This is a genomic window from Desulfurispora sp. (assembly GCF_052744395.1).
Genome location: NZ_JBRAJI010000011.1, coordinates 1 through 21,212, shown reverse-complemented (window position 1 = coordinate 21,212; position 21,212 = coordinate 1). Strand labels below are relative to the sequence as shown.

Genomic DNA, 21,212 nt, shown 5'->3' with positions numbered 1-21,212 from the left:
GCTTTTTGGCCGGTAACGGGGCCAGCATGCCGTGCCGGCTACTGGGAGCAGGTTTCCCGATGGGGAAAGCCCGTCCGGTTCGCCCGGCCGCTCCCGGGGGTTCTTCAGCACCAGCAGCCGCAGAGGGACTTGCAGTCACGATCCCTCCTCCCTGGGCGGTGCACAGGCGCTTACTTGCCCGGTCATCGCTTTGCGCTATGCCCGGCAGGGTTCTGCCCCGGCCGGAAATGGCCGGCGGCTTTAGCCGGTCGTTTCTTCTGGTATATTGTAAGCAGTGGCGCAGAATTTGTCAACCGGCCGGATGGTAGCGCTTTTTTTGTTAACAAAACCTTAAATTTATCTGTTGATTTGCTAAAAAACATATAGTACAATATTTGCAAATATATAATATTGCAATATTACATATATGTAATCTTGCCATAACTGGAGGTATGGTTGTGCGGGCGCCCATGCCTTTGCATTACCAGATCGCTTCCGAGCTGCGGCAGGCCCTGCAGCAGGGGCGGTGGAATGTGGGCGATCTTTTTCCCACGGATAAAGAGCTGATGCAAAAATACGGTGTGAGCAGCACCACGGTGCGGCGGGCCATATCCGAACTGGTGCGTGAGGGGTGGCTGGAAAGGCACCCGGGCAAAGGCACCTTTGTTAAACGCGAGCATGTGGAGAATTTGGGGCGGCTCACCGGTTTTTTTGAAGAGATTCGTTCCAGTGGCCACCGGCCCAGTGCCCGCCTGTTGTCCACCCGGGAGCTGACCGTGACCACCGCTTTGCTGAACCGGCACCCCGAGCTGGCAGTTTTTGGGGGACAAAAGCTCTTCCTGGTGGAAAAAGTGCACTTAATGGATGGCAATCCCGTGGTGTATGTCAAGAGTTTCTGGCCGGTTAAAATTGGCCGCAGTCTGCTTCAGTACAATTTACAAGAACGCGGCCTGTACGAGATAGTGCATACTGAACTGGACATTGCTCTGGAAACTGCCCGGCAGGATATTTCGGCCGGGGCGGCCGACTCCGAGGTGGCTGCTCATCTGGGTCTGGCGCCGGGCGCACCGGTGCTGGTGATGAGCCGGCTGGTCTATAGTAACGAGCGGCCGGTGGAGTATTCCTACAATGCCTATCGCCCGGATCGTTACAAGTACCGGGTGGAGCTAAAGCGAGACCTGCCCAATCCGGCCCGCGGCGTGATCATTGAGCCGTAAGGGCCGGTTGACCGGCGCGGAGAGGCGGCGCCGCAATCCGGAGTAGTGGTAATACCTATTACCACAAGACAGGGTGCCTGGAGTCTGGCGCAGATGCTGGGGGTTTTTAACAGAATGGAGGATGATTAAATGCCACTGGTGACATTGCGCGAAGTGCTGGCCGGATCGGCCGGGTCAGGGGCCGTGGGCGCATTCAGTACCTATGATCTGTACACCGCTCAGGGGATTATTGCCGGTGCGGAAAGGGTTGGCCTGCCGGTAATTGCCATGCTGGGTGCCGCTGTGCTGGCCCGGCCCGGCAATGAGCAGGTGGGGGAGATCATGGTCAGTTTGGCCCGCCGGGCTGCGGTGCCCGTAGTGGTCCTGCTGGATCACGCCCGCGATCTGGTTACCTGTGTACGGGCCATCCGCCTGGGTTTCAGCGCGGTGATGATTGACGGTTCCCATTTGCCCTTGGAAGATAATATTGCTCTCACCTGTCGGGTGAAGCAGGTGGCCGACGCAGTGGGGGTATCAGTGGAAGCCGAACTGGGTGCCCTGGCCGGTGTGGAGGACGGAGAAGAGGTCAGGCACGGCAAGATGACCAATCCGGCCCAGGTGCGGGAGTTTTGTGCGGCTACCGCTGTGGATGCCCTGGCGGTTTCCATAGGGAATGCCCATGGTTTTTACAAAGGTTGTCCCAATTTAAATTTCGACCTGCTGGCCGAGCTGGCCCGGGTGAGTACGGCACCGCTGGTGCTGCATGGTGGTACAGGTTTGGAGCCCCTGCAGTTTGCCCGCGCGGTGCAGTACGGGATTAAAAAAATCAACATTGGTACCGAGGTTAAAAAGACATATATAGATACCTTTATCGAGCGGCAAATGGCTGCTCCGGCCGCCTACGACCTGATTGGCCTTCCCCAGGCCTGCAAAGAAGCGGTGGCGGAGCTGGTAGCCGGAAAACTGCGCTTTTTCCACAGTGGCTGGCGGCAGCTGATGGAGTGACGGAGCAATAATTATTGTAAGTGAAGGCAGGAGATAAAATGACTGCAGCAGGGGATGGAATACTGGTTGTTGCCCAGACGGGTGGGCCCAGCGCGGTGATCAACAGCACGCTGGCCGGAATTATCGCCGAATCCCGGGAATGTGGCCGAATCAAGCAAGTTCTCGGATCGCTCTATGGCCTGGAAGGGCTGCTGCAGGGGCGGCTGGTGGATTTGACCGGGCTGGGCGCCGAACAGCTGGATCGGCTGCGCCGTACGCCGGCCGCTTTTCTGGGCTCCAGCCGGCTGGCCTTGCGCGAGGAAGATTTTCCCCGCCTGGCGGGAGCGCTAAAAAAACTCCGGGCGGACTACTTTTTGCAAATCGGGGGCAACGGCACCATGTATGCCGCCCACAGGCTGGCACAGGCCGCCCGGACGCACGGTTGCGACCTGCAGGTGATCGGCGTGCCCAAAACGGTGGATAACGATATTGCCGGTATGGATCACACCCCGGGATATGGCAGCGCAGCCCGCTATGTGGCGCAGGTGACGCAGGATCTGGGCCTGGATCTCTACTCCATGCGCACTTTTGAGCAGGTACGCGTTCTGGAAGTGATGGGCCGAAATGTGGGCTGGCTGGCGGCTGCTTCCGCCTTGGGCAAAGAACAACCCTGGCAGGCGCCGCACCTGATTTACCTGCCTGAACACCCGCTGGATGTGGAGGAAATGGTGCGGGAAGTCAGGGCGGTTTATCAGGAATATGGCTTTGCTGTGGTGGTGGTGGGCGAGGGGGTGCGCGGTGCGGACGGCAGGCCGCTGGGCAACCGTCCCTTTGCCCGGATCAAGCAGGGCAGCCAGGTTTACGGCGGTGCAGCGGCCTACCTGGCCGGTGTGCTGGCCGAGAGGTTGGAACTGCGGGTGCGCAGCCAGGAACTGGGAATGGCCCAGCGCTGTTTTGCCGCTTATCGCTCCTCCCGGGATGAGCAGGAAGCGTATCAGGTGGGCCGGGCAGCAGTGCAGGCAGCGCTGGTGGGACAGGGCGACCATATGGTGCGCCTGGAAGGTTCGCCTCTGCCCCTGGAGCAAGTGGGGGGCCGGGAGAAAAAGGTGCCGGTCAGTTTTTACGACAGCCGCAGTAAACAGGTAACAGGTGAGTTTTTACGCTGGCTGGCTCCTTTGACCGGTGCCATTGCCGATAATTATCTTTGCTTGTTTGACCTAGCCTGAAGATGAGCTGTACGGGAGGAGTGTGGCAATATGTCGGGCCTGGCGCTGCGTAACATAGGTAAGTCCTTTAAAAATGTGGAGGTTATCAAGGAGATCAACCTGGAAATAGCCGACGGTGAGTTTATTGTGCTGGTGGGCCCCTCCGGTTGTGGCAAGAGTACCATTTTGCGCATGGTGGCCGGTCTGGAAGAGCCCAGCCGGGGGCAGATCATCATTGGCGGGCGCGATGTGACCCGCCTGGAACCCAAGGACCGGGACATAGCCATGGTTTTTCAGGATTATGCCTTGTATCCCCACATGACCATTGCTGAAAACATCGCCTTTGGCCTTAAACTGCGCAAAATCCCCAAGAGCGAACTTGCCAGCCGGGTGGCCATGGCGGCGGAGATTCTATCTATTCAACATTTGCTGGACCGCTATCCCAAACAGCTCTCGGGCGGCCAGCGGCAGCGGGTGGCGCTGGGACGGGCCATTGTCCGCCAGCCGCAGGTCTTTTTGATGGACGAACCTCTCAGCAACCTGGATGCCAAGCTGCGGGTGCAGATGCGGGCGGAGCTGGTTAAGCTGCAGCGGCAGCTGAAGACCACTACTATTTATGTGACCCACGATCAGGTGGAAGCCATGACCATGGGCGATCGCATTGTGGTGCTCAATGGCGGACAAATTCAGCAGGTGGGCACTCCGGATGAGATTTACCACCAGCCGGCCAATCTTTTTGTAGCCGATTTTGTGGGTTCGCCGGCCATGAACTTTATCAAGGGCACCCTGGACAAAAGCAGTGTTCCGCGCTTTTGCTGCGACGGCTTTACCATCCCCCTGCCTGCGGCGGCGGCAGGGATTGCCGAAAAAGAGGTTATTCTGGGGGTGCGGCCGGAGAATATCTCCCTGCGCCAGAAAACCGGACGGCGCTGGAGTGAGGAACTGGCCGGCCGCGTGGTGCTGGTGGAGGACCTGGGAGCACAAAAGGTGATCTTTTTGCAGATGGGCAGCCAGGAGGTTACCGCCTGTATCAATGATCACCACCTGGTACAGGCCGGTGTCGGTGAACCGGTGCCGGTATACATGGATCTGGACAGGCTTTACCTGTTCTCAACCGCCGTTGGCCAGAGGCTGTTGTGAGCAGGGGTGAACCAGTGGAGTGTAGAGGTAGGAGGTATCAACGGCGGAGGTGATGCTGTCGGTCCGGGTGCCTGGTTTTGGATGAAGGGCTGGCCCGGCAGGATACATTAGCGGTACGAGGCTTAAGTGTTTAAACAATGGACACAGTCAGTATGTGGAAAAATTAAGGAGGTTGGAAAAATGTTTAAAAAATGGCGTCCGGGTACTTTACTGGCCACAGCCGCCCTGTCCCTGTCCCTGCTGGTTGCGGGCTGCGGGGGTTCAGGCAACAGTGCCGACAAAGCGGCCGGAGAAAAAGTGACCATTCGTTTTGCCCACTGGCGGGGGGAAGATGCTGAGGTCTTTAACAAGATTATTGACAAGTTCCAGCAGGAGAACCCCAACATCAAAGTGGAGATGAATATTTCCGGCTCCGAGGCTTACATTGCCGCCATTCAGGCCGAACTGCAGTCCAGCAAGGGGGCGGATATTTTCACCGCCTATCCCGGCAGCCATTTCAATTCCATCAGCAAGGCCAATGCTTATGTTGACCTGACCAACGAGCCTTTTGTACAAAACTTTGAGCCCAATTTGATCAAGGCCGGTCAGAAGGACGGCCAGCAGCTGGCCCTGCCCTATCAGCTGGTCTACAACATACCCATTTACAACAAGGCCATTTTTGCCAGGTACAACCTGGAGCCGCCCCAAGACTGGAATGGCTTTCTGGCTCTGTGTGAAACGCTGAAGAAAAACGGCGTTACTCCCATTCTGCTGCCCGGTGATAACGGCCCCGGCCAGTTTATCAACCCCATGCTGATGAATAATGCGCCCGATGAGGAGATCTTCCAGAAAGTGATGGACGGGCAGGCCAAACTGACCGATGAGTGGTTTGTTCAGACGCTGGCCCAGATCAAGGAACTGAACGACAAAGGTTACTTCCAGAAAGATGTGCTGGGCAGCAAGAAAGAAGGGGTTACCGCCCAGTTTGCCCAGGGACAGGGAGCCATGCTGGCCATGGGGTCATATCTGATGGTTACGGTGAAAAAGCAAAATCCGCAGATGGAAATGGGCCTGCTGGCCCCCATTACCGTGCCGGCGGACAAAGCGGTGTGGGAAGGTATTCACACTACCACTTTTATGCTGGGGATCAATGCTAAATCCAAACACCAGGCCGAAGCCAAGAAGTTTCTGGAGTTTCTCACCCGGCCGGAGGTTGCTTCCCTGTATGCCAATGAAACCGGCCAGATGCTGACGGTAAAAGGCGTCAAGTACGAATCGGCCGAACTGCAGGAACAGGCCAAATGGTTGAATAAGAAGACCCGCTTCCAGCCGCGCTATACTATACCCGATGAAGAGGTGAAGAAAGCAGTGGAAGTGGCCTTCCAGGATGTGATTGCCGGCCTGTCTCCTCAGGAAGCGGCGGGCAGGGCCCAGGCCGTGGTGGAGAGAGTGCGGGGCAAAAAATAAGCGGCTTTGCGACTTGAAGCAGAGTAATGTCGGTCAGGTAATTTCAAATTGCTGATACTGACAGATGGGCGGGGCCAACCCGTCGGGGTGCCCCGCCCGATCATATCTGCCGGATGAAGAACCGGCAGGGGCCAGAGCGGTCGGGGAGGTTTTCTTATGCGCAAGTACCGGGGGCTCATCTTTTTCCTGGTGCCGGGGCTGCTGATGTATTTGGTCTTTTTTGTTACCCCCACACTGTCAGCCCTGGGTCTTTCGCTGACCGATTGGAACGGTATCTCGCCCGATTACAACTGGGTGGGGCTGGACAACTACAAGTTTATGATCGGTCAGGATCCGGTTTTTCATCAGGCCTTGGGGAACAACATCAAGTACACCTTATTTGTGGTAATATTTCAAACCGCTTTTTCCTTGCTCTTTGCTCTCTTGCTGGTCAAAAACACCCGTCTGAATATTTTTTACCGGGCCCTGTTTTTTCTGCCCACCATTATTGCTTCGGTTTCGGTGGCGTTTATCTGGATATTCATGTACGACCCCAGTATTGGTTTTTTGAATCTGACTCTGCAAAAACTGGGTCTGGAGGTACTGCAGCATTCCTGGCTGGGCGATAAAAAAATTGCTATTTACAGCATTGCCTTTGTGCAGGTATGGGCGCATACCGGTCAGGTGATGGTGATCTTCATAGCCGGTTTGCAGTCCATTCCCCATTCGCTGTACGAGGTGGCCCGCATCGAAGGGGCCTCCCGCTGGCAGACCTTTCGCCGGGTGACCTGGCCCCTGCTGGCGCCTTCGGCGACCATTGTCGCGGCCTATACTACGTTGCAGTCCTTCAAGGCCTTTGATTTGATCCTGGCCATGACCGATGGGGGACCTTCATATGCCACGGAAATATTGTCCATATTCCTTTACCACGAAGCTTTCCGCAACTTCAAATTTGGTTACGCCTCGGCTTCAGCCGTGCTGTTCATGTTGATCATCGCCAGCATCACCTATATGCAGTTCAAAATCTTGCGGGCCAACCGGGTTACTTACTGAGGAGGGGTGAGGTGTGCACAAAGAACTGGCAATCAATACTGCAGCCGGACAGAAAGGCCGCGGTTCCGGGGATCTGGGCGCGGCCATAACCAGGCATGCGCTGCTGCTGGTTTATGCCGTTCTGATTCTGGTGCCCATGCTTATGGTGGTGGTCAGCACCTTCAAAGACACCCAGCAGCTGTACCAAAATCCGCTCGGTTTACCCCAAACCTGGAGCCTGCAGAACTATGTAACCCTGTTTACCGGCGAGCAAATGCTACGCTACTTTCTAAACAGCGTGCTGGTGACCCTGGTGGGGGTGGCGGCGATCATTTTTCTGGCCAGCATGATCTCCTATGCCATCATCCGCCTGCCCAACTGGCTGGGCAATGTTTTATACGCCTTTTTCACCCTGGGCATGATGATCCCTACCCAGGTGAACATGATTCCCCAGTACCTGCTGCTGGACAGGCTGTATTTGCTGGATACCCTGACCGGTCTGGTGCTGGTGACGGTGGCTACACTTTTGCCCATTGCCGTATTCATCCTGGCCGGTTTTATGAAAACCCTGCCCAAAGGCTTGATCGAGGCGGCCATGATTGACGGGGGCAGCCACTGGCAGATATACTCGCGCATTGTCATTCCCCTGTCCCTGCCTTCACTGGCCACGGCGGCCATCTTTTGCTTCGTGATCGTCTGGAACGATCTTTTGTACCCACTGCTCATTCTCAAATCCAAGAGCCTGCAGACCCTGCCGCTGGCTTTGCTCAGCTTCCAGGGTGAATATCTGACCAACTATCCGCTGATCTTTTCCGGCGTGGTACTGGCCTCTTTGCCCATGGTGCTGGTGTACGTTTTTCTGCAGCGCTACTTCATTGCCGGTATGACAGCCGGTTCCATGAAGGGATAAGGAGCAGCTTTTTTTCGGCAGCGGAGCGCGGGGTACTTGGTGCCGGAGGGCGGATATAGTCTGCTGGACAGTTTTTTATTGAAGGATGATAGTTGGGAGGCCGCAGCCATGTCTTTGCAAATAGCCTACCTGCCTCTGGGGCGGGTGACCTTTCATCAGCCCAGCGCAGAGAGCATTTTTCAGCAGTCGGTGCAGGTGCTGCAAGAATTGTTTCCAGAAATAAATATTTCACCGGGTCTGTTAACCTCACCCGAAATGGTGGAGGATTATTTGCGTCGCCTGCCGCCCCAGGACCTGGTTATTTATCAGTGCACCACCTTTGTCGGCGGCGAGTTTGCCGCCACGGTCACCCGGCTGGCCAGCTGTCCGGTGCTGGTCTGGGCGGTGGACGAGCCGGTTATTGATGGCGGCAGGTTGCGTCTCAATTCCCTGACCGGGGCCTTTGCCGCCGGCAATAGCCTGACCGCCCAGGGCCGGCCGTACCTGTTTGTTTCCGGCGCCCCGACCGAGCAGCGGGTGCGCCGTAAGCTGCAAGAACTGCTGGCCGTCCTGCGCACTCGCGCTGCCCTGCGCCAGCTGGTGGCCGGTGTGGTGGGCAGTTTTCCCCCCGGCTTCGCCTTTGGCGATTTGGACGAATCATTGCTGGCCGGCCAGCTGGGTGTGCGGGTGGTGCGCGTAGAAGCTGCTGCATTGATGGAGCGGGCGCGCGGTTATCAGCCGGACGAGGTGGCACAGGCCCGGCAGCGCCTGCTGGCCGCTGTGGCCAACCCGCAGCAGGTGGAGGAACCATACCTGGAGAAGTACGCTCGCCTGATGCAGGCTTATCAGGATTTCGTCCGGGAAAACAAGATTGGTGCGCTGGCCTCCCGCTGCTGGCCCGATTTCTTTGTCCAGTACGGGGTGCCGGTTTGTGCGGTGCTGTCCTTGCTTACGGACAGCGGCGTGCCGGCGGCCTGTGAGGCCGACCTGGGTGGAGCGCTGTCCATGTTCACAGGCAGCCAGCTGGCCGGGGGTCCGGCCTATCTGGGCGATCCGGTAGCTCTGGAGGAAGAGCATAACTCCCTCATCTTCTGGCACTGTGGAGCGGGAGCCTGCTCACTGGCCCGGCCCCAGCCGGGGGCCCGTCTGGGAGTGCACCCCAACCGGCAAATCGGGCCCACCATGGAGTTCGGCCTGAAACCCGGGCGGGTAACCGTGCTGCGCCTGGGCAAAAAAGACGGCCGGCTGCGCCTTTTTGCGCTGGGGGGAGAGGCTCTGGACACGCCGCAAAAGTTTCTGGGCACTTCTGTGGCCGTACAGCTGGACGGTCAGGCCCGGGCGCTGGTGGAACGGGTGGTGGCCGATGGCTGGGAACCGCACTTTGCGCTGGTTTACGGTGACATCAGGGCCGAGCTGAAATTGCTGGGCCGTCTGCTGGGCATCGCAATGGTGGATTATAGCACGTTGTCCTGAGCGGGTGTGGCTTTTAGATGCACAAAACTGAAACCAGAAAAATAGGTGAGAATTCATGAACGATAATCCGGCCACCAGAAAGCTGGAGCTGGCCGAGAAAACCCGCCGGCTGGAACAATTGCTTTCCGGGCGGGGTTTGGCCGGTGTGGCTTTGTTCAAGTTTAGCAATTACGCCTGGTACAGCTGCGGCGGCAGCAACCGGGTGGTCACCGGTTCGGAGCGCGGTTGCTCCGTGCTGGTATATCTGGAAGGCCGGCGCTATGTGCTGGCTCCTGTCAATGAAATAGAGCGCCTTTGTCAGGAGGAACTGGCCGGCCTGGACTTTACCCCGCTTACATATCCCTGGTACGAAAATCCGCTGCCGGTGCTGGAAAAATTGGCGGCCGGACGACCTCTGGCCGCCGATGTGCCGCTGCCCGGACTGACCGACCTGGGCAGCGAACTGGACCGCCTGCGCTTTGTTCTGACAGCCTCTGAACTGACCCGGGCCAGGGAACTGGCCGCCATTTGCGCCCGGGAGACCGCCGCCCTGTGTGCTGCTTTGAGGCCGGGAATGAGCGAGTGGCAAATCAGCGCGGAGCTCTCCCGGGCACTGCTGAACCAGGGGGTGCGGCCAGCCGTGTTGCTGGTGGGAGTGGATGAGCGGGTGACCGCTTGCCGCCACCCGGTGCCGGGTAACAGAGAGCTGGAGAGGTACGCTTTGATCAGCCTGGTGGGCGAAAAATGGGGCCTGCACGTCACCTTGACCCGCTGTGCGTATCTGGGAAGCCTGCCGGCCGGGCTGCGGGAAAGGCATCGCCGGGTGTGCGAAGTGGATGCGGATTTAATGGCGGCCAGCCGTCCCGGTCTGGAGAGTGGGGAAATATTCTCTCTGGTCCGGCAGGCCTATGCCCGGGTGGGGTATCCGCAGGAATGGCAGTGCCATCATCAGGGAGGAGCCATTGGTTACGCTCCCCGCGAATATCGCCTGGGAGAGCGGGAGGAGGTGCTGCTGGCCGGGCAGATGTTTGGCTACAATCCTACCATCAGCGGTACCAAGAGTGAGGATACCATACTGCTGACCGAAAACGGTTTGCCCCAGGTGCTGACGCCGGTGCCTGCCTGGTGGCCGCAAGAGAGGTGCGAGGTGGCGGGTGGAGTGCTGTTGCGTCCGGCCATTTTGGAGCTATAGATAAATACTGCGCTGCGCCCGGGAGGACCCTGGTCCGGGCGCCGCATGCGGGTTTTTCCCGGGCCAGTGCTTTGGTTAATAGTAAAGTTGGAGGTAATGCTATGCTTGGCTGGCAAAAAGACGGCGAGCGGTTGCAGCTCTTTCTGAAAGGGCAGCTGGTATTCCGCCACGAACCGGATGCTCCTTTTTTGTATGCCGGACGGGGCCGGGCGACCTTTGATATGCACCACGGCAACTTTCTGATCGAGGATAGCCTGGAGGAAAAACAGCCCCTCAGTTACTACCGGCTGGTGGAAGAGGGGGAAAATGAGCTCACCATATACTGGTGGCGCGAAGCGGGGCGGGAAATTTGCACCCGGCTGCTGCTGCAGGAGGACCGGCTGGTGGTGGAGTTTGACCGGGAGGGAGCGGACTTCAACCGGCTCTGGATCAACCTGTGGGCCGAAGAGTCCGAGTGCATTTACGGCCTGGGCGAGCAGTTTTCCGAGCTGAATATGCGGGGCCGCCGGGTGCCCCTCTGGGTTTCCGAACAGGGGGTGGGACGGAATAAGCAAGACGCGGTTACTTTCCAGGCCGATGTGGCCGACCGGGGGGGCGGGGACTGGTATACCACTTATTACCCCCAGCCCACATTTGTCTCTACGCGCAATTATTTCTGCCATGTAGATGACAGCCATTATATGGAGTTTGATTTTCGCGACCCGCACCGCCATCAGCTGGCCATATGGGCGGTGCCCCAACGGTTGATCATTTCCTTTAGCCCCACTGCTGTGCAGGTGCTGGAGGACCTGACCGCTTTGCTGGGCCGGCAGCCCGAATTGCCCGACTGGGCCTATGACGGGGTCTGGCTGGGTCTGCAGGGCGGTACCCGGGTGGTGCTGGACAAGCTGTCCCGGGCCCTTGAACATGGCCTGGAGGTGGCGGCGCTCTGGTGCCAGGACTGGGAAGGGCGGCGGGTAACCGCTTTTGGCAAACAGCTGATGTGGGATTGGGTTTATCACCGGGAAATGTATCCTGATTTGCCCTCCACCATTGCTGAATTGCGCCGCCAGGGCATTCGCTTTCTGGGATACATCAATCCTTTTCTGGCTCTGGAAGGGCAGCTCTACCGGGAAGCGGCTGCCCGGGGCTATCTGCTGCGCCGGCCGGACGGCAGCGAGTACCATGTGGAGGTGACCACCTTCCCCGCCGCTTTGCTGGATTTGACCAATCCACAGGCCGTGGCCTGGATTAAAGAGGTCATCAAGCAAAATATGCTGGGGATTGGCCTGGCGGGCTGGATGGCCGACTACGGCGAGTATACGCCGGTGGATGCTGTTTTTCATTCCGGGCAAAGCGGTGCAGAGGTGCATAACCTGTGGCCGGTGCTGTGGGCCAGGGCCAACCGTGAAGCGGTGGAGGAAGCGGGGCAGCTGGGTGAAGTCGTGTTTTTCACCCGGGCCGGTTACAGCGGCACAGCCCGCTATTCCACCCTGATGTGGGCGGGCGACCAGCTGGTGAACTGGAGCCTGGACGACGGACTGGCCTCGGTCATCCCGGCCGCCCTGTCCCTGGGCATGAGCGGCTTTGGTTTGCACCATTCTGACATTGGTGGTTTTACCTCTTTATATGGTGTGGTGCGGGAAAAGGAATTGTTTATGCGCTGGGTGGAACAGGCCTGCTTTTCGCCGGTGATGCGCACTCACGAAGGCAACCGGCCGGATGATTGCTGGCAGTTTGATTCGGATGAAGAAACCCTGCGCCATTTTGCCCGCTTCAGCCGGATCCATGTGGCCCTAAAACCCTACTTGCAAGAGGCGGTGCGGGAAAATGCGCAGCGCGGTCTGCCGGTGATGCGCCATCCTTACATTCATTATGAGCAGGACTGGGAACTGCACCGGCACAAGTACCAGTATCTGCTGGGGCGGGATCTGTTGGTGGCACCGGTCATCCAGCCCGGGCAGGACAGCCACCGCGTGTACCTGCCCGATGACCGCTGGGTGCACCTCTGGACCGGTGAGGTTTACGGTGCAGGTCGGCACACCGTGCCGGCTCCTTTGGGCCGCCCGCCGGTGTTCTACCGCACTGCTTCGCCTTTTGCCGGTCTGCTGGCAGCAGTGGGAGGCATGTAAAGGCCTGTCCATTATTTGGTATATCTGATACCGGGTGCGTTAAGCGGGGTGCGCTTGCAATAAGTTTAAGAGTATGTTAATATAGTTTCAGCGAAATCAATACCCTGCTTTGCCCGTGAAAACCTTAGAAGTGTTTGACCAACACTTACAAAGAGGGAGCCCGGGCTCTGGCTGCAGCGTGCAGGCCCCCGCGGTAGGGGAAGCGCAAAGCAGTCAGGAGGGCACCCACCTGCTTGAGAACAGGTCTAAACTTTGGGGTATCACGGCAAAAGTGGGGTTAATAATTTGGGCCCATAATATTTATGTTTGATTGCTGAAATTCCGCCATACTATAATGGGTGTGGCGGAATTTTGATTTGTGCGGCGTGGTCCATTTTCCGGGCGGGGGGCGGCCGGTATTTGCCGCCGGCTGAAAACCGATTGCCGGCCAGGGGGTGAGACATGCCGGACAGGGGGATTGAGCAGGTATGGAAGACATTTTCGCCCGCACCCGGCTGCTGATTGGTCAGACCGGTGTGGACAGACTGGCGGCGGCCGGTGTGGCCGTATTCGGGCTGGGCGGTGTGGGATCGTTTGCGGTGGAAGCCCTGGCCCGGGCCGGGGTGGGGCGGCTGATCCTGGTGGACTTCGACCGGGTGGCGCCCAGCAATATCAACCGCCAGCTGCACGCTCTGACCGACACCGTGGGGCGGTACAAAACCGACCTGATGGCGGAACGGATTGCCCGCATCAACCCGCGGGCCGGGGTGGTAAAAATCTGCCGGCGCTACCAGCCCGGTGACGGCGCCATCTGGGGTGAGCCTCCTCCTGATTACTGCGTGGATGCCATTGATGATGTGGAGGCCAAGGTGGAGCTGATCAAAACCTGTCTGGCGCGGGGCGTGCCGGTGATTTCCGCCATGGGCACGGGCAACAAATTGAACCCGCTGGCCCTGCAGGTGGCCGATATTTCCCGCACGTCGGTCTGTCCGCTGGCCCGGGTTGTGCGCCGCCGCCTGCGCCAGGAGGGCATTGGCGGCGGGGTGAAAGTGGTCTTTTCCCCCGAGCCGCCCGGATCGGTGCAGCGGGAGGAGGAAGCGGCCAACGCGACGCCGGGGGAACGCCGGCCGCCGGGCAGTTTACCCTTCGTACCACCGGTGGCCGGGCTGGTCATGGCTGCGGAAGTGGTGCGGTTTTTGCTGGGGCTGCCCTCATCCGGCTGACCGGGTATATGGTGTAAATCATTATTTACGAACGGCGGCCCGGCTGAATTGACAAGGTAAATTACGGGATATTATAATCATTACGGACAGTCTTTTTTTGTACGCGAGACTGCTGGGCGGGGTTTTTTCTTGTCATTCCCGGAGGCGGGGATGGTTTTTCCGGTCTGCTACTGTAAAGAAAGGGGAGGAGAGGTATGGCCAGTGATCTGGTAAAAGCCCTCAGCGATGCCGATTTTAAAGAATATGTGGCCGGTTCGCCCGTGCCCGTGCTGGTGGATTTCTGGGCGGCCTGGTGCGGCCCGTGCAAGATGATTGCGCCGCTGGTGGAAGAACTGGCGCAGGAGTACCAGGGCCAGCTGGCGGTGGCCAAACTGAATGTGGATGAAAACCGATCTACAGCGGCGGAGTTTAAAGTGATCAGCATCCCCACCCTGGTCCTGTTTAAAGGTGGCCGGGAAGTGGATCGTTCGGTAGGTTTTAAAAGCAAGAAGGATCTGAGCGACTTTATCAGCAAGCACCTGTAAGATCAGGTTCCCTGCGCCCGCGGCCGGAAAGCCGGGGCGTTTTTATTTTTTATAAAAATATGTTCATACCGGGATTATTTAATTGAGAAAATGACCATACTATTAGCAAAGCCTGTGAACAGCAAGTGCAGGAGGTGAAAATGTATGGTCGATACTCCCCTGGGAGAATATTTTATCAAGGTCAGCGACCGCCTGCCGGAAGAGGCCGAGCGGGTGCTGCGGGCGCTGGTGGATCAGGGCAGCATGAACAAAGAAGAACTGTCCCTGACCGCCAAAGTGAAGAGGGCTGTGCTGGATCACGTGATCATGCAGCTGTACGCCCTGGGGCTGGTGGAAGTGTCCACCGAGGGCAAGAGCAAGATCTGCAGCCTGACCAGACTGGGAGATGAGTTTTTAAACCTGCTGGATGCCAAGGCCAGCTAGTTATTTTGCTGGCAGTGGCTGGCAAAAAAACCGGGATGCGTCCCGGTTTTTGTTTTGGCGTGGTTTAATGCCCAAATAATTACGGCACGGCGGTAAATCTTTAAGGTATGGCCCTGTGCTATAATTAATTTACAATCGGCCCAGGCCCAGACCTGGGTTAACAAACATCATAAAGCCATGTCGGGTAGTATTTTTAGCGCGGGAGGAATGATCATGCCGCAGGCTCTCAATACAAATGCTCACTACACTTATGGTGATTATCTCACCTGGCCGGAAAATGAACATTGGGAAATTATTAACGGTCAGGCACTGGCCATGTCGCCTTCTCCCGGTCCAAACCACCAGCTGGTGGTGGTGGAACTGGTGCGGCAGTTTGCCAATTATTTATCTGGTAAACCCTGTCGGGTTTTTGCTGCACCGCTGGATGTGCTCTTGCCCGGCACAGGTGGCAATGACCTGCCGGAGCACTTGATCAACAACGTGGTGCAACCCGATATTTTTGTTGTCTGTGACCCGGATAAAATAGGCCGGAACTGCATTAAAGGAGCACCGGATCTTGTGGTGGAAGTGTTGTCGGCCAATTCGGTACGGCGCGACCGCTATGAAAAGTTTCATCTCTACGAACAGGCCGGTGTGAAGGAATACTGGCTGGTAGAGCCGGAGGCCAGGTTGTTGACTGTCTTTAAATTGGGCGCGGACGGTCGCTATGGCCGGCCGGAAATCTACGCCGGGACAGAGCAGGTTCCGGTAGCAATCTTAACCGGCTTAACCGTTAACCTGCAGACTGTGTTTGCTGGAGTAGAAACTGACAATTGCTGAGGTGATGCCGGTGAAGAACCTGTTTGAACATGCCGGGGAGGCCCGCCAGCTCACCCGGGCGCCGCTGGCCGAGCGGATGCGGCCGCGCAGTTTTGCCGAATTTGCCGGGCAGGCTCATATCGTGGGTGAGGGAACGCCGCTGCGCCGGGCCATTGAGGCCGATACGCTGCAGTCCATCATCCTGTTTGGCCCGCCCGGAACGGGCAAGACCACCATCGCCCGGCTGATTGCTTCCTCCACCCGCGCTCATTTTGAGACGATCAACGCCGTGACAGCGGGGGTGGCCGAACTGCGCCAGGTGATCGCCGGGGCCCGGGAACGGCTGAATTTTTACGGGCAAAAAACCGTGGTGTTTATTGACGAGATCCATCGCTTCAATAAAGCGCAGCAGGATGCGCTGCTGCCGGCCGTGGAGAGCGGCCTGATCATACTCATTGGGGCTACCACCGAAAACCCGCTTTTCACCGTGAACAAACCCCTGCTCAGCCGCTCCCGCCTTTTCCAGCTCCAGCCCCTTAAGGACGGTGAGATTGCCGCCCTGTTGCAGCGGGCCCTGCAGGATGCCGAGCGCGGGCTGGGCAACTACCGGATCCAGCCGGCGGAAGGGGTGCTGGCCTATCTGGCTGATGTGGCCAACGGCGATGCCCGGGCGGCCCTGAACATGCTGGAAATGGCTGCGCTGTCCACTCCGCCCGGGGAGGATGGAGTGCGCCATATCACCCTGCAAATGGCCCGGGAGGTGGCCGGACAGCGCTTTGCCGGATTTAACCGGGCGGATGAACACTATGATGTGATTTCGGCCTTCATCAAAAGCATGCGGGGCAGCGATCCCCAGGCCGCCGTGTACTGGCTGGCCCGGCTGCTGTACGCCGGCGATGATCCGGCCTTTGTGGCCCGGCGTATGGTCATCTGTGCCGCCGAGGATGTGGGCCTGGCCGACCCCCGCGCCCTGCAGCTGGCCACCGCCGCGGCCCAAGCGGCCGAGATGGTGGGCATGCCCGAAGCGCGGATCATTCTGGCCGAAGCGGCCATCTACATCGCCCTGGCGCCCAAGAGCAACGCGGTCTATCGGGCCATCAACGCCGCCTGGCAGGCTGTGGAAAATGAGCGCCAGACCGCGGTGCCCGCCCACCTGCGCGACAGCAGCAACCTGCGGCTGGCGGCGCTGGCCGGGGAAGCGTCTGGGGAAAAGTATAAATATCCCCACGATTATCCGGGGCATTATATCAAGCAGCAGTATCTGCCCGCCCACCTGGCCGGCCGGCAGTTTTACCTGCCCACGGGCAACGGTGAGGAGGCCGGCCTGCGGGAAATCCTGCACCGTCTGAGCGAGCCTGAATGATCTGGGCGGCACATCCGCGATTGGCCGGTGACAAAAACCACGCTGCATTGCTCATCTGCGAGCCGGCTTGACAGTTATTGTACCCGGTGTTATGATTTAAACAGATAATTCCGATTGGATTACTATGTTATGAAAACATGTCCCAATAACCAGGCCGGGAGCGGTGGGGGGTGAAAGGTTGCGGCTTTCCACAAAGGGTCATTACGGCTTAAAAGCCATGTTTGACCTGGCCATGCACTACGGCCACCAGCCGGTGCCGCTCAAGACGGTGGCGGAAAGACAGAATATATCGGAAAACTACCTGGAACAGTTGATTGTGCTGCTGCGCAAGGCCGGTCTGGTGAGCAGTGTCCGGGGGGCCCAGGGCGGGTACCGCCTGGCCCGCCCGCCCGGGGAAATCCTGGTGGGCGATGTGATCCGGGCCATGGAAGGGCCCATTGCTCCGCTGGACTGCGTGCACGAATCCGCTCCCGCGGAGTGCGACCGGGCGGACTGCTGCATCACCCGCCTGGTCTGGGAGAAGGTGCGGGACAGCATCATTGCCGTGCTGGATTCCATGACCCTGGCCGATATGTGCCGCGAGGCGGAAAAAATGGAGCACAAATGCTGAGCCAGCGATATTACCAATTGCGAGGAGGCAGTTCAAAGTGCGCAGAGTTTACTTCGACCACAGCGCCACCACTCCGGTTCACCCCGAGGTGGCCAGCATTATGTGCGAATACTTAAAGGAGCATTTTGGCAATCCCACCAGCCTGCACTATTTCGGCCGCAAGGTGCGCAAGGATGTGGAGGCGGCGCGGGAAACCGTGGCCCGGGCTATTGGTGCCGATCCTTCGGAGATAGTTTTCACCAGCGGCGGCACCGAGTCCGACAACATGGCCATTCACGGCGTGGCCTATGCCAACAAAAACCGGGGCAACCACATCATCACCTCGGCCGTGGAGCACCACGCCGTTTTGAACACGGTGAAGGCGCTGGGCAAGGAGGGCTTTTCGGTCACCATTTTGCCGGTGGACAAACACGGCCTGGTCAGTGTGGAAGATGTGGCCAGCGCCATCAATGACAAGACCATTTTAATCACCATCATGCACGCCAACAACGAGGTGGGCACCATTCAGCCCATTGCCGAGATCGGCAAACTGGCCCGGGAGAGAAAAATCATCTTCCACACCGATGCGGTGCAGAGTTTCGGCAAGATCCCGGTCAATGTGGACGAACTGGGTGTGGACCTGCTGTCTATTTCCGGACATAAGATATACGGCCCCAAGGGCATTGGCGCCCTGTACATCCGCAAGGGCACCCGCTGGCGCCAGACCCTGTTCCACGGTGGGGCCCAGGAGCGGCTGCGCCGGGCCGGCACCGAAAACGTGCCGGGCATTATCGGCTTGGGCAAGGCGGTGGAGCTGGCCATGGCCGAAATGGAAAGCGAGTCGGCCCGCCTGCGCCAGCTGACCGATCGCCTGATTGCCGAAGTCACCCGCCTTCCCTATGTGGAACTGACCGGGCACCCGGAAAAGCGCCTGCCGGGACATGCCAGCTTTGTTTTCCGCTTTATTGAAGGCGAGTCCATGCTGCTCAGCCTGGACATGAAGGGTGTGGCCGCTTCCAGCGGTTCGGCCTGTACCTCGGGCTCGCTGGAGCCCTCCCATGTGCTGCTGGCCATGGGCATCCCGCATGAAGTGGCCCACGGTTCCATCCGCATCACCATGGGCCGCGATAACACTATGGAGGACATTGACTATTTCCTGGAAGTCATGCCGCCCATTGTGGAAAGACTGCGGGCCATGTCGCCCCTGGATCAGGAGACCGAATTCGCTATGAACAGCGACTGCGCCGCCTGTAAAGTGAGCGCATCCTGCAGTAAAGTGCAGCCTTGAGGAGACGGACGAGGGAATAATAACTGCCAGGTCTGAAAGAAAGTGTGCCGGAAGACCCGTGCTCACGGCGGGATATGCCGGGGGATATAAAGGGATTTGGGAGGTATAATAAATGTACAATGAAAAAGTGATGGACCACTTTGAAAACCCGCGCAATGTGGGTGAAATCCCCGATGCCGACGGTGTGGGGCAGGTGGGCAACCCCACCTGCGGCGACATCATGAAGATATACCTGAAAATCAAAGACAATGTGATTGAGGATGTCAAGTTCAAAACCTTCGGCTGCGGGGCGGCCATTGCCACCAGCAGCATGGTTACCGAACTGGTCAAGGGCAAGACCATTGACGAGGCGCTGCAGATCAGCAACAAGGCCGTGGCCGAGGCCCTGGGCGGCCTGCCGCCCAAAAAGATGCACTGTTCCAACCTGGCGGCCGACGCGCTGCACGCCGCCATCAAGGACTATCTGGAGAAACAGGGCCAGTAATAACGGGCGGAAGCACCGTAAGAAGTGGTCCGTAAAAAGAGCAGATGGCGGGTGAGTAATTTTTGACCGCATCTCGAAAAGGAAAACGAGTGCTGGTGGCCATGAGCGGCGGCGTGGACAGTTCTGTCACCGCCGCCCTTTTGCTGGAACAGGGCTATGAGGTGATCGGGGTGACCATGCAGATCTGGGACCCGCAGGTCACCGAGGTGGCCGGCCAGCATGTGGGCTGCTGTTCCCTGGCGGCGGTGGACGACGCCCGCCGCGTGGCCGATCGACTGAACATCCCCTACTATGTGCTCAACTTCCGGCAGCTTTTTGCCGAGAAGGTGATCGACTATTTTGTGGATGAATATATGCGGGGCCGTACCCCCAACCCCTGCATTGCCTGCAACCGCCACATCAAGTTTACCGCCCTGCTGCAGAAGGCCCTGGCGCTGGAAGCCGACTATGTGGCCACGGGGCATTACGCCCGCATTGTGCCGAGCGGTGGGCGCTACGGGCTGAAGCGGGCGGCCGACAGACACAAGGACCAGACCTATGTGCTGTACAACCTGACCCAGCCCCAGCTGGCCCGGTTGCTTTTTCCCCTGGGAGAATACACCAAACCGCAGGTGCGCGAGCTGGCCCGGCGGTACGGCCTGGCTGTGGCCGAAAAGCCCGAAAGCCAGGAGATCTGCTTCATTCCCGATAACAACTACCCGGCCTTCATTGCCGGGCGGCGGCCCGATGCCCGGCGCCCCGGGCCCTTTCTGGACCTGCAGGGTAACCGGCTGGGCACCCACCGCGGTATCGCTTTTTACACCATCGGCCAGCGGCGCGGCCTGGGCATTGCCACTGGCCAGCGCACCTATGTGGTGGAGATTGACCCGCAGCGCAACGCGGTGGTGCTGGGGCCGCCCGAGGCCATATATGCGCCGGGGCTGCTGGCCGGGGACATCAACCTGATCATGTATGACCACCTGACCGGGCCGCTGTCCGTGCAGGCCCAGATTCGCTACAACAGCCAGCCGCAGCCGGCTACCCTGTACCCGGAAGGGGAAAGCATCCGGGTGGTTTTTGACCGGCCGCAGCGGGCCATCACGCCCGGCCAGGCCGTGGTCTTTTACGATGGCGACCTGGTGGTGGGTGGAGGAACCATTGAACGGGTGCTGCGGGATTAACCCGTGCATTTTTTTTTGCCCGGCTGGACATAATAGGTAATAAATCATGCGGCGGGAGGTAGGGGGGTTTTGTTCTGTCCGGTATGCGGTGGCAGGGCCACCGGCAAGGTGGGCACCGAGCAGTATTACTGCTGGGACTGCTGTGTGGAATTCCGCAAAAACAAAGAGGGTGTGCAGATCTTCGAGGTGGCCGAGGACGGCAGCCTGGTTTCCTTTGATCCCCACAACCAGGCCACGCTTTTATAATATTGCAGCGTAATTTATAAACAGCTGGTTGCGGGTGTGCATCCTGCGCTCGCCCGAATTTCGTACCGGGCGGCACCGGCGGCCCGGTTGCGGGCGGGCCGGGCCGCTCCGGATTCGATATCAAACAGCAGGGGGGATGGACATGAACAAAGGTTACTGGCGGGGCGTGCTGGCCGGGGGACTGCTGGGGGCCATGGCGGCTTTGGCCATGCGGCCGCAGCGCCATGCGGATTGGCGGGAAAGGCATGCGCCCGACCGGCCGGAAAAACAGGCCGAGCGCTTTGTACGGGGTATCGGCAAGCGGCTGATGGGTGACTGACGGCCAAAGGTGGGTGGTTTCCGACGTCCTTTTCCGGGCCGCGGGAACCGCCCGCCTTTGTTACTTTGGGGGTATAACTTAGATGGTATTTGATCAGCAGTGCGGCAAACTCCAGATACACTGCCAGACTGAGCGGATGCCAGAGTTATTATCAGGCACATTGGTGTTCGGTTAAGCCCCGAATATCCCATTAACAACCAGAGATGGCACT

The 21,212-nt window shown here is 58.7% G+C and carries 21 protein-coding genes and 1 other RNA gene; all 22 read left to right on the top strand.

All coding sequences use genetic code 11. The features are described 5' to 3' along the window. The first annotated feature begins 437 nt into the window (after nt 1-437). The 22 genes from ACUVTU_RS04600 to ACUVTU_RS04495 all read left to right on the top strand — a co-directional run bounded on the left by ACUVTU_RS04600 (nt 438) and on the right by ACUVTU_RS04495 (nt 21,001). A complete protein-coding gene (locus ACUVTU_RS04600) occupies nt 438-1,196 on the top strand; it encodes a GntR family transcriptional regulator (protein WP_445888782.1) in 759 nt (252 codons plus the stop codon). A gap of 129 nt (nt 1,197-1,325) precedes the next feature. Further along, the gene (locus ACUVTU_RS04595) at nt 1,326-2,180 is read left to right on the top strand and encodes a class II fructose-bisphosphate aldolase (protein ID WP_445888781.1); all 855 of its coding nucleotides are present in this window, start codon (nt 1,326-1,328) and stop codon (nt 2,178-2,180) included. A gap of 38 nt (nt 2,181-2,218) precedes the next feature. Further along, a complete protein-coding gene (locus ACUVTU_RS04590; RefSeq protein WP_445888780.1) occupies nt 2,219-3,385 on the top strand; it encodes a diphosphate--fructose-6-phosphate 1-phosphotransferase in 1,167 nt (388 codons plus the stop codon). A 30-nt stretch (nt 3,386-3,415) separates the two neighbouring features. Beyond that, entirely contained in the window at nt 3,416-4,504 is a 1,089-nt protein-coding gene (locus tag ACUVTU_RS04585) for an ABC transporter ATP-binding protein (RefSeq protein ID WP_445888779.1), read from the top strand. 180 nt (nt 4,505-4,684) lie between these two features. Next, nucleotides 4,685-5,950, top strand: a complete 1,266-nt coding sequence (locus ACUVTU_RS04580; protein WP_445888778.1) for an ABC transporter substrate-binding protein — start codon at nt 4,685-4,687, stop codon at nt 5,948-5,950. A gap of 156 nt (nt 5,951-6,106) precedes the next feature. Continuing rightward, nucleotides 6,107-6,982, top strand: a complete 876-nt coding sequence (locus ACUVTU_RS04575) for a carbohydrate ABC transporter permease (RefSeq protein WP_445888777.1) — start codon at nt 6,107-6,109, stop codon at nt 6,980-6,982. A 13-nt stretch (nt 6,983-6,995) separates the two neighbouring features. Continuing rightward, nucleotides 6,996-7,871, top strand: coding sequence for a carbohydrate ABC transporter permease (locus tag ACUVTU_RS04570; RefSeq protein WP_445888776.1), 876 nt, complete (start codon nt 6,996-6,998; stop codon nt 7,869-7,871). A 108-nt stretch (nt 7,872-7,979) separates the two neighbouring features. Continuing rightward, entirely contained in the window at nt 7,980-9,323 is a 1,344-nt protein-coding gene (locus tag ACUVTU_RS04565; RefSeq protein ID WP_445888775.1) for an L-fucose/L-arabinose isomerase family protein, read from the top strand. Between the two features lie 55 nt (nt 9,324-9,378). Beyond that, a complete protein-coding gene (locus ACUVTU_RS04560) occupies nt 9,379-10,494 on the top strand; it encodes a M24 family metallopeptidase (protein WP_445888774.1) in 1,116 nt (371 codons plus the stop codon). 101 nt (nt 10,495-10,595) lie between these two features. After that, complete coding sequence (locus ACUVTU_RS04555; RefSeq protein WP_445888773.1) at nt 10,596-12,605, top strand: alpha-glucosidase; 2,010 nt, start codon at nt 10,596-10,598, stop codon at nt 12,603-12,605. A 98-nt stretch (nt 12,606-12,703) separates the two neighbouring features. Beyond that, nucleotides 12,704-12,887, top strand: a non-coding RNA gene (ssrS, locus tag ACUVTU_RS04550) — 6S RNA. 185 nt (nt 12,888-13,072) lie between these two features. Next, complete coding sequence (locus ACUVTU_RS04545; protein ID WP_445888772.1) at nt 13,073-13,807, top strand: tRNA threonylcarbamoyladenosine dehydratase; 735 nt, start codon at nt 13,073-13,075, stop codon at nt 13,805-13,807. Between the two features lie 194 nt (nt 13,808-14,001). Beyond that, the gene (gene trxA, locus ACUVTU_RS04540; RefSeq protein WP_445888771.1) at nt 14,002-14,331 is read left to right on the top strand and encodes a thioredoxin; all 330 of its coding nucleotides are present in this window, start codon (nt 14,002-14,004) and stop codon (nt 14,329-14,331) included. A 144-nt stretch (nt 14,332-14,475) separates the two neighbouring features. Continuing rightward, complete coding sequence (locus ACUVTU_RS04535) at nt 14,476-14,754, top strand: transcriptional regulator (RefSeq protein WP_445888770.1); 279 nt, start codon at nt 14,476-14,478, stop codon at nt 14,752-14,754. A gap of 213 nt (nt 14,755-14,967) precedes the next feature. Continuing rightward, nucleotides 14,968-15,573, top strand: coding sequence for a Uma2 family endonuclease (locus ACUVTU_RS04530; RefSeq protein ID WP_445888769.1), 606 nt, complete (start codon nt 14,968-14,970; stop codon nt 15,571-15,573). A gap of 4 nt (nt 15,574-15,577) precedes the next feature. Continuing rightward, nucleotides 15,578-16,915: a replication-associated recombination protein A gene (locus ACUVTU_RS04525; protein ID WP_445888768.1), complete on the top strand. Its 1,338-nt coding sequence runs from the start codon at nt 15,578-15,580 to the stop codon at nt 16,913-16,915. A 178-nt stretch (nt 16,916-17,093) separates the two neighbouring features. Then, nucleotides 17,094-17,525 (top strand): RrF2 family transcriptional regulator, encoded by a 432-nt coding sequence (locus ACUVTU_RS04520; protein ID WP_445888767.1) that lies wholly within the window; start codon nt 17,094-17,096, stop codon nt 17,523-17,525. Nucleotides 17,526-17,562: 37 nt separating this feature from the next. Further along, a complete protein-coding gene (gene nifS, locus ACUVTU_RS04515; protein ID WP_445888766.1) occupies nt 17,563-18,792 on the top strand; it encodes a cysteine desulfurase NifS in 1,230 nt (409 codons plus the stop codon). A gap of 112 nt (nt 18,793-18,904) precedes the next feature. Continuing rightward, nucleotides 18,905-19,276, top strand: coding sequence for a Fe-S cluster assembly scaffold protein NifU (gene nifU / locus ACUVTU_RS04510; protein WP_445888765.1), 372 nt, complete (start codon nt 18,905-18,907; stop codon nt 19,274-19,276). A gap of 62 nt (nt 19,277-19,338) precedes the next feature. Then, entirely contained in the window at nt 19,339-20,436 is a 1,098-nt protein-coding gene (gene mnmA, locus ACUVTU_RS04505) for a tRNA 2-thiouridine(34) synthase MnmA (RefSeq protein ID WP_445888764.1), read from the top strand. 69 nt (nt 20,437-20,505) lie between these two features. Next, nucleotides 20,506-20,682, top strand: a complete 177-nt coding sequence (locus ACUVTU_RS04500) for a hypothetical protein (protein ID WP_445888763.1) — start codon at nt 20,506-20,508, stop codon at nt 20,680-20,682. Nucleotides 20,683-20,824: 142 nt separating this feature from the next. Beyond that, the gene (locus ACUVTU_RS04495; protein ID WP_445888762.1) at nt 20,825-21,001 is read left to right on the top strand and encodes a hypothetical protein; all 177 of its coding nucleotides are present in this window, start codon (nt 20,825-20,827) and stop codon (nt 20,999-21,001) included. Nucleotides 21,002-21,212: the final 211 nt, after the last annotated feature.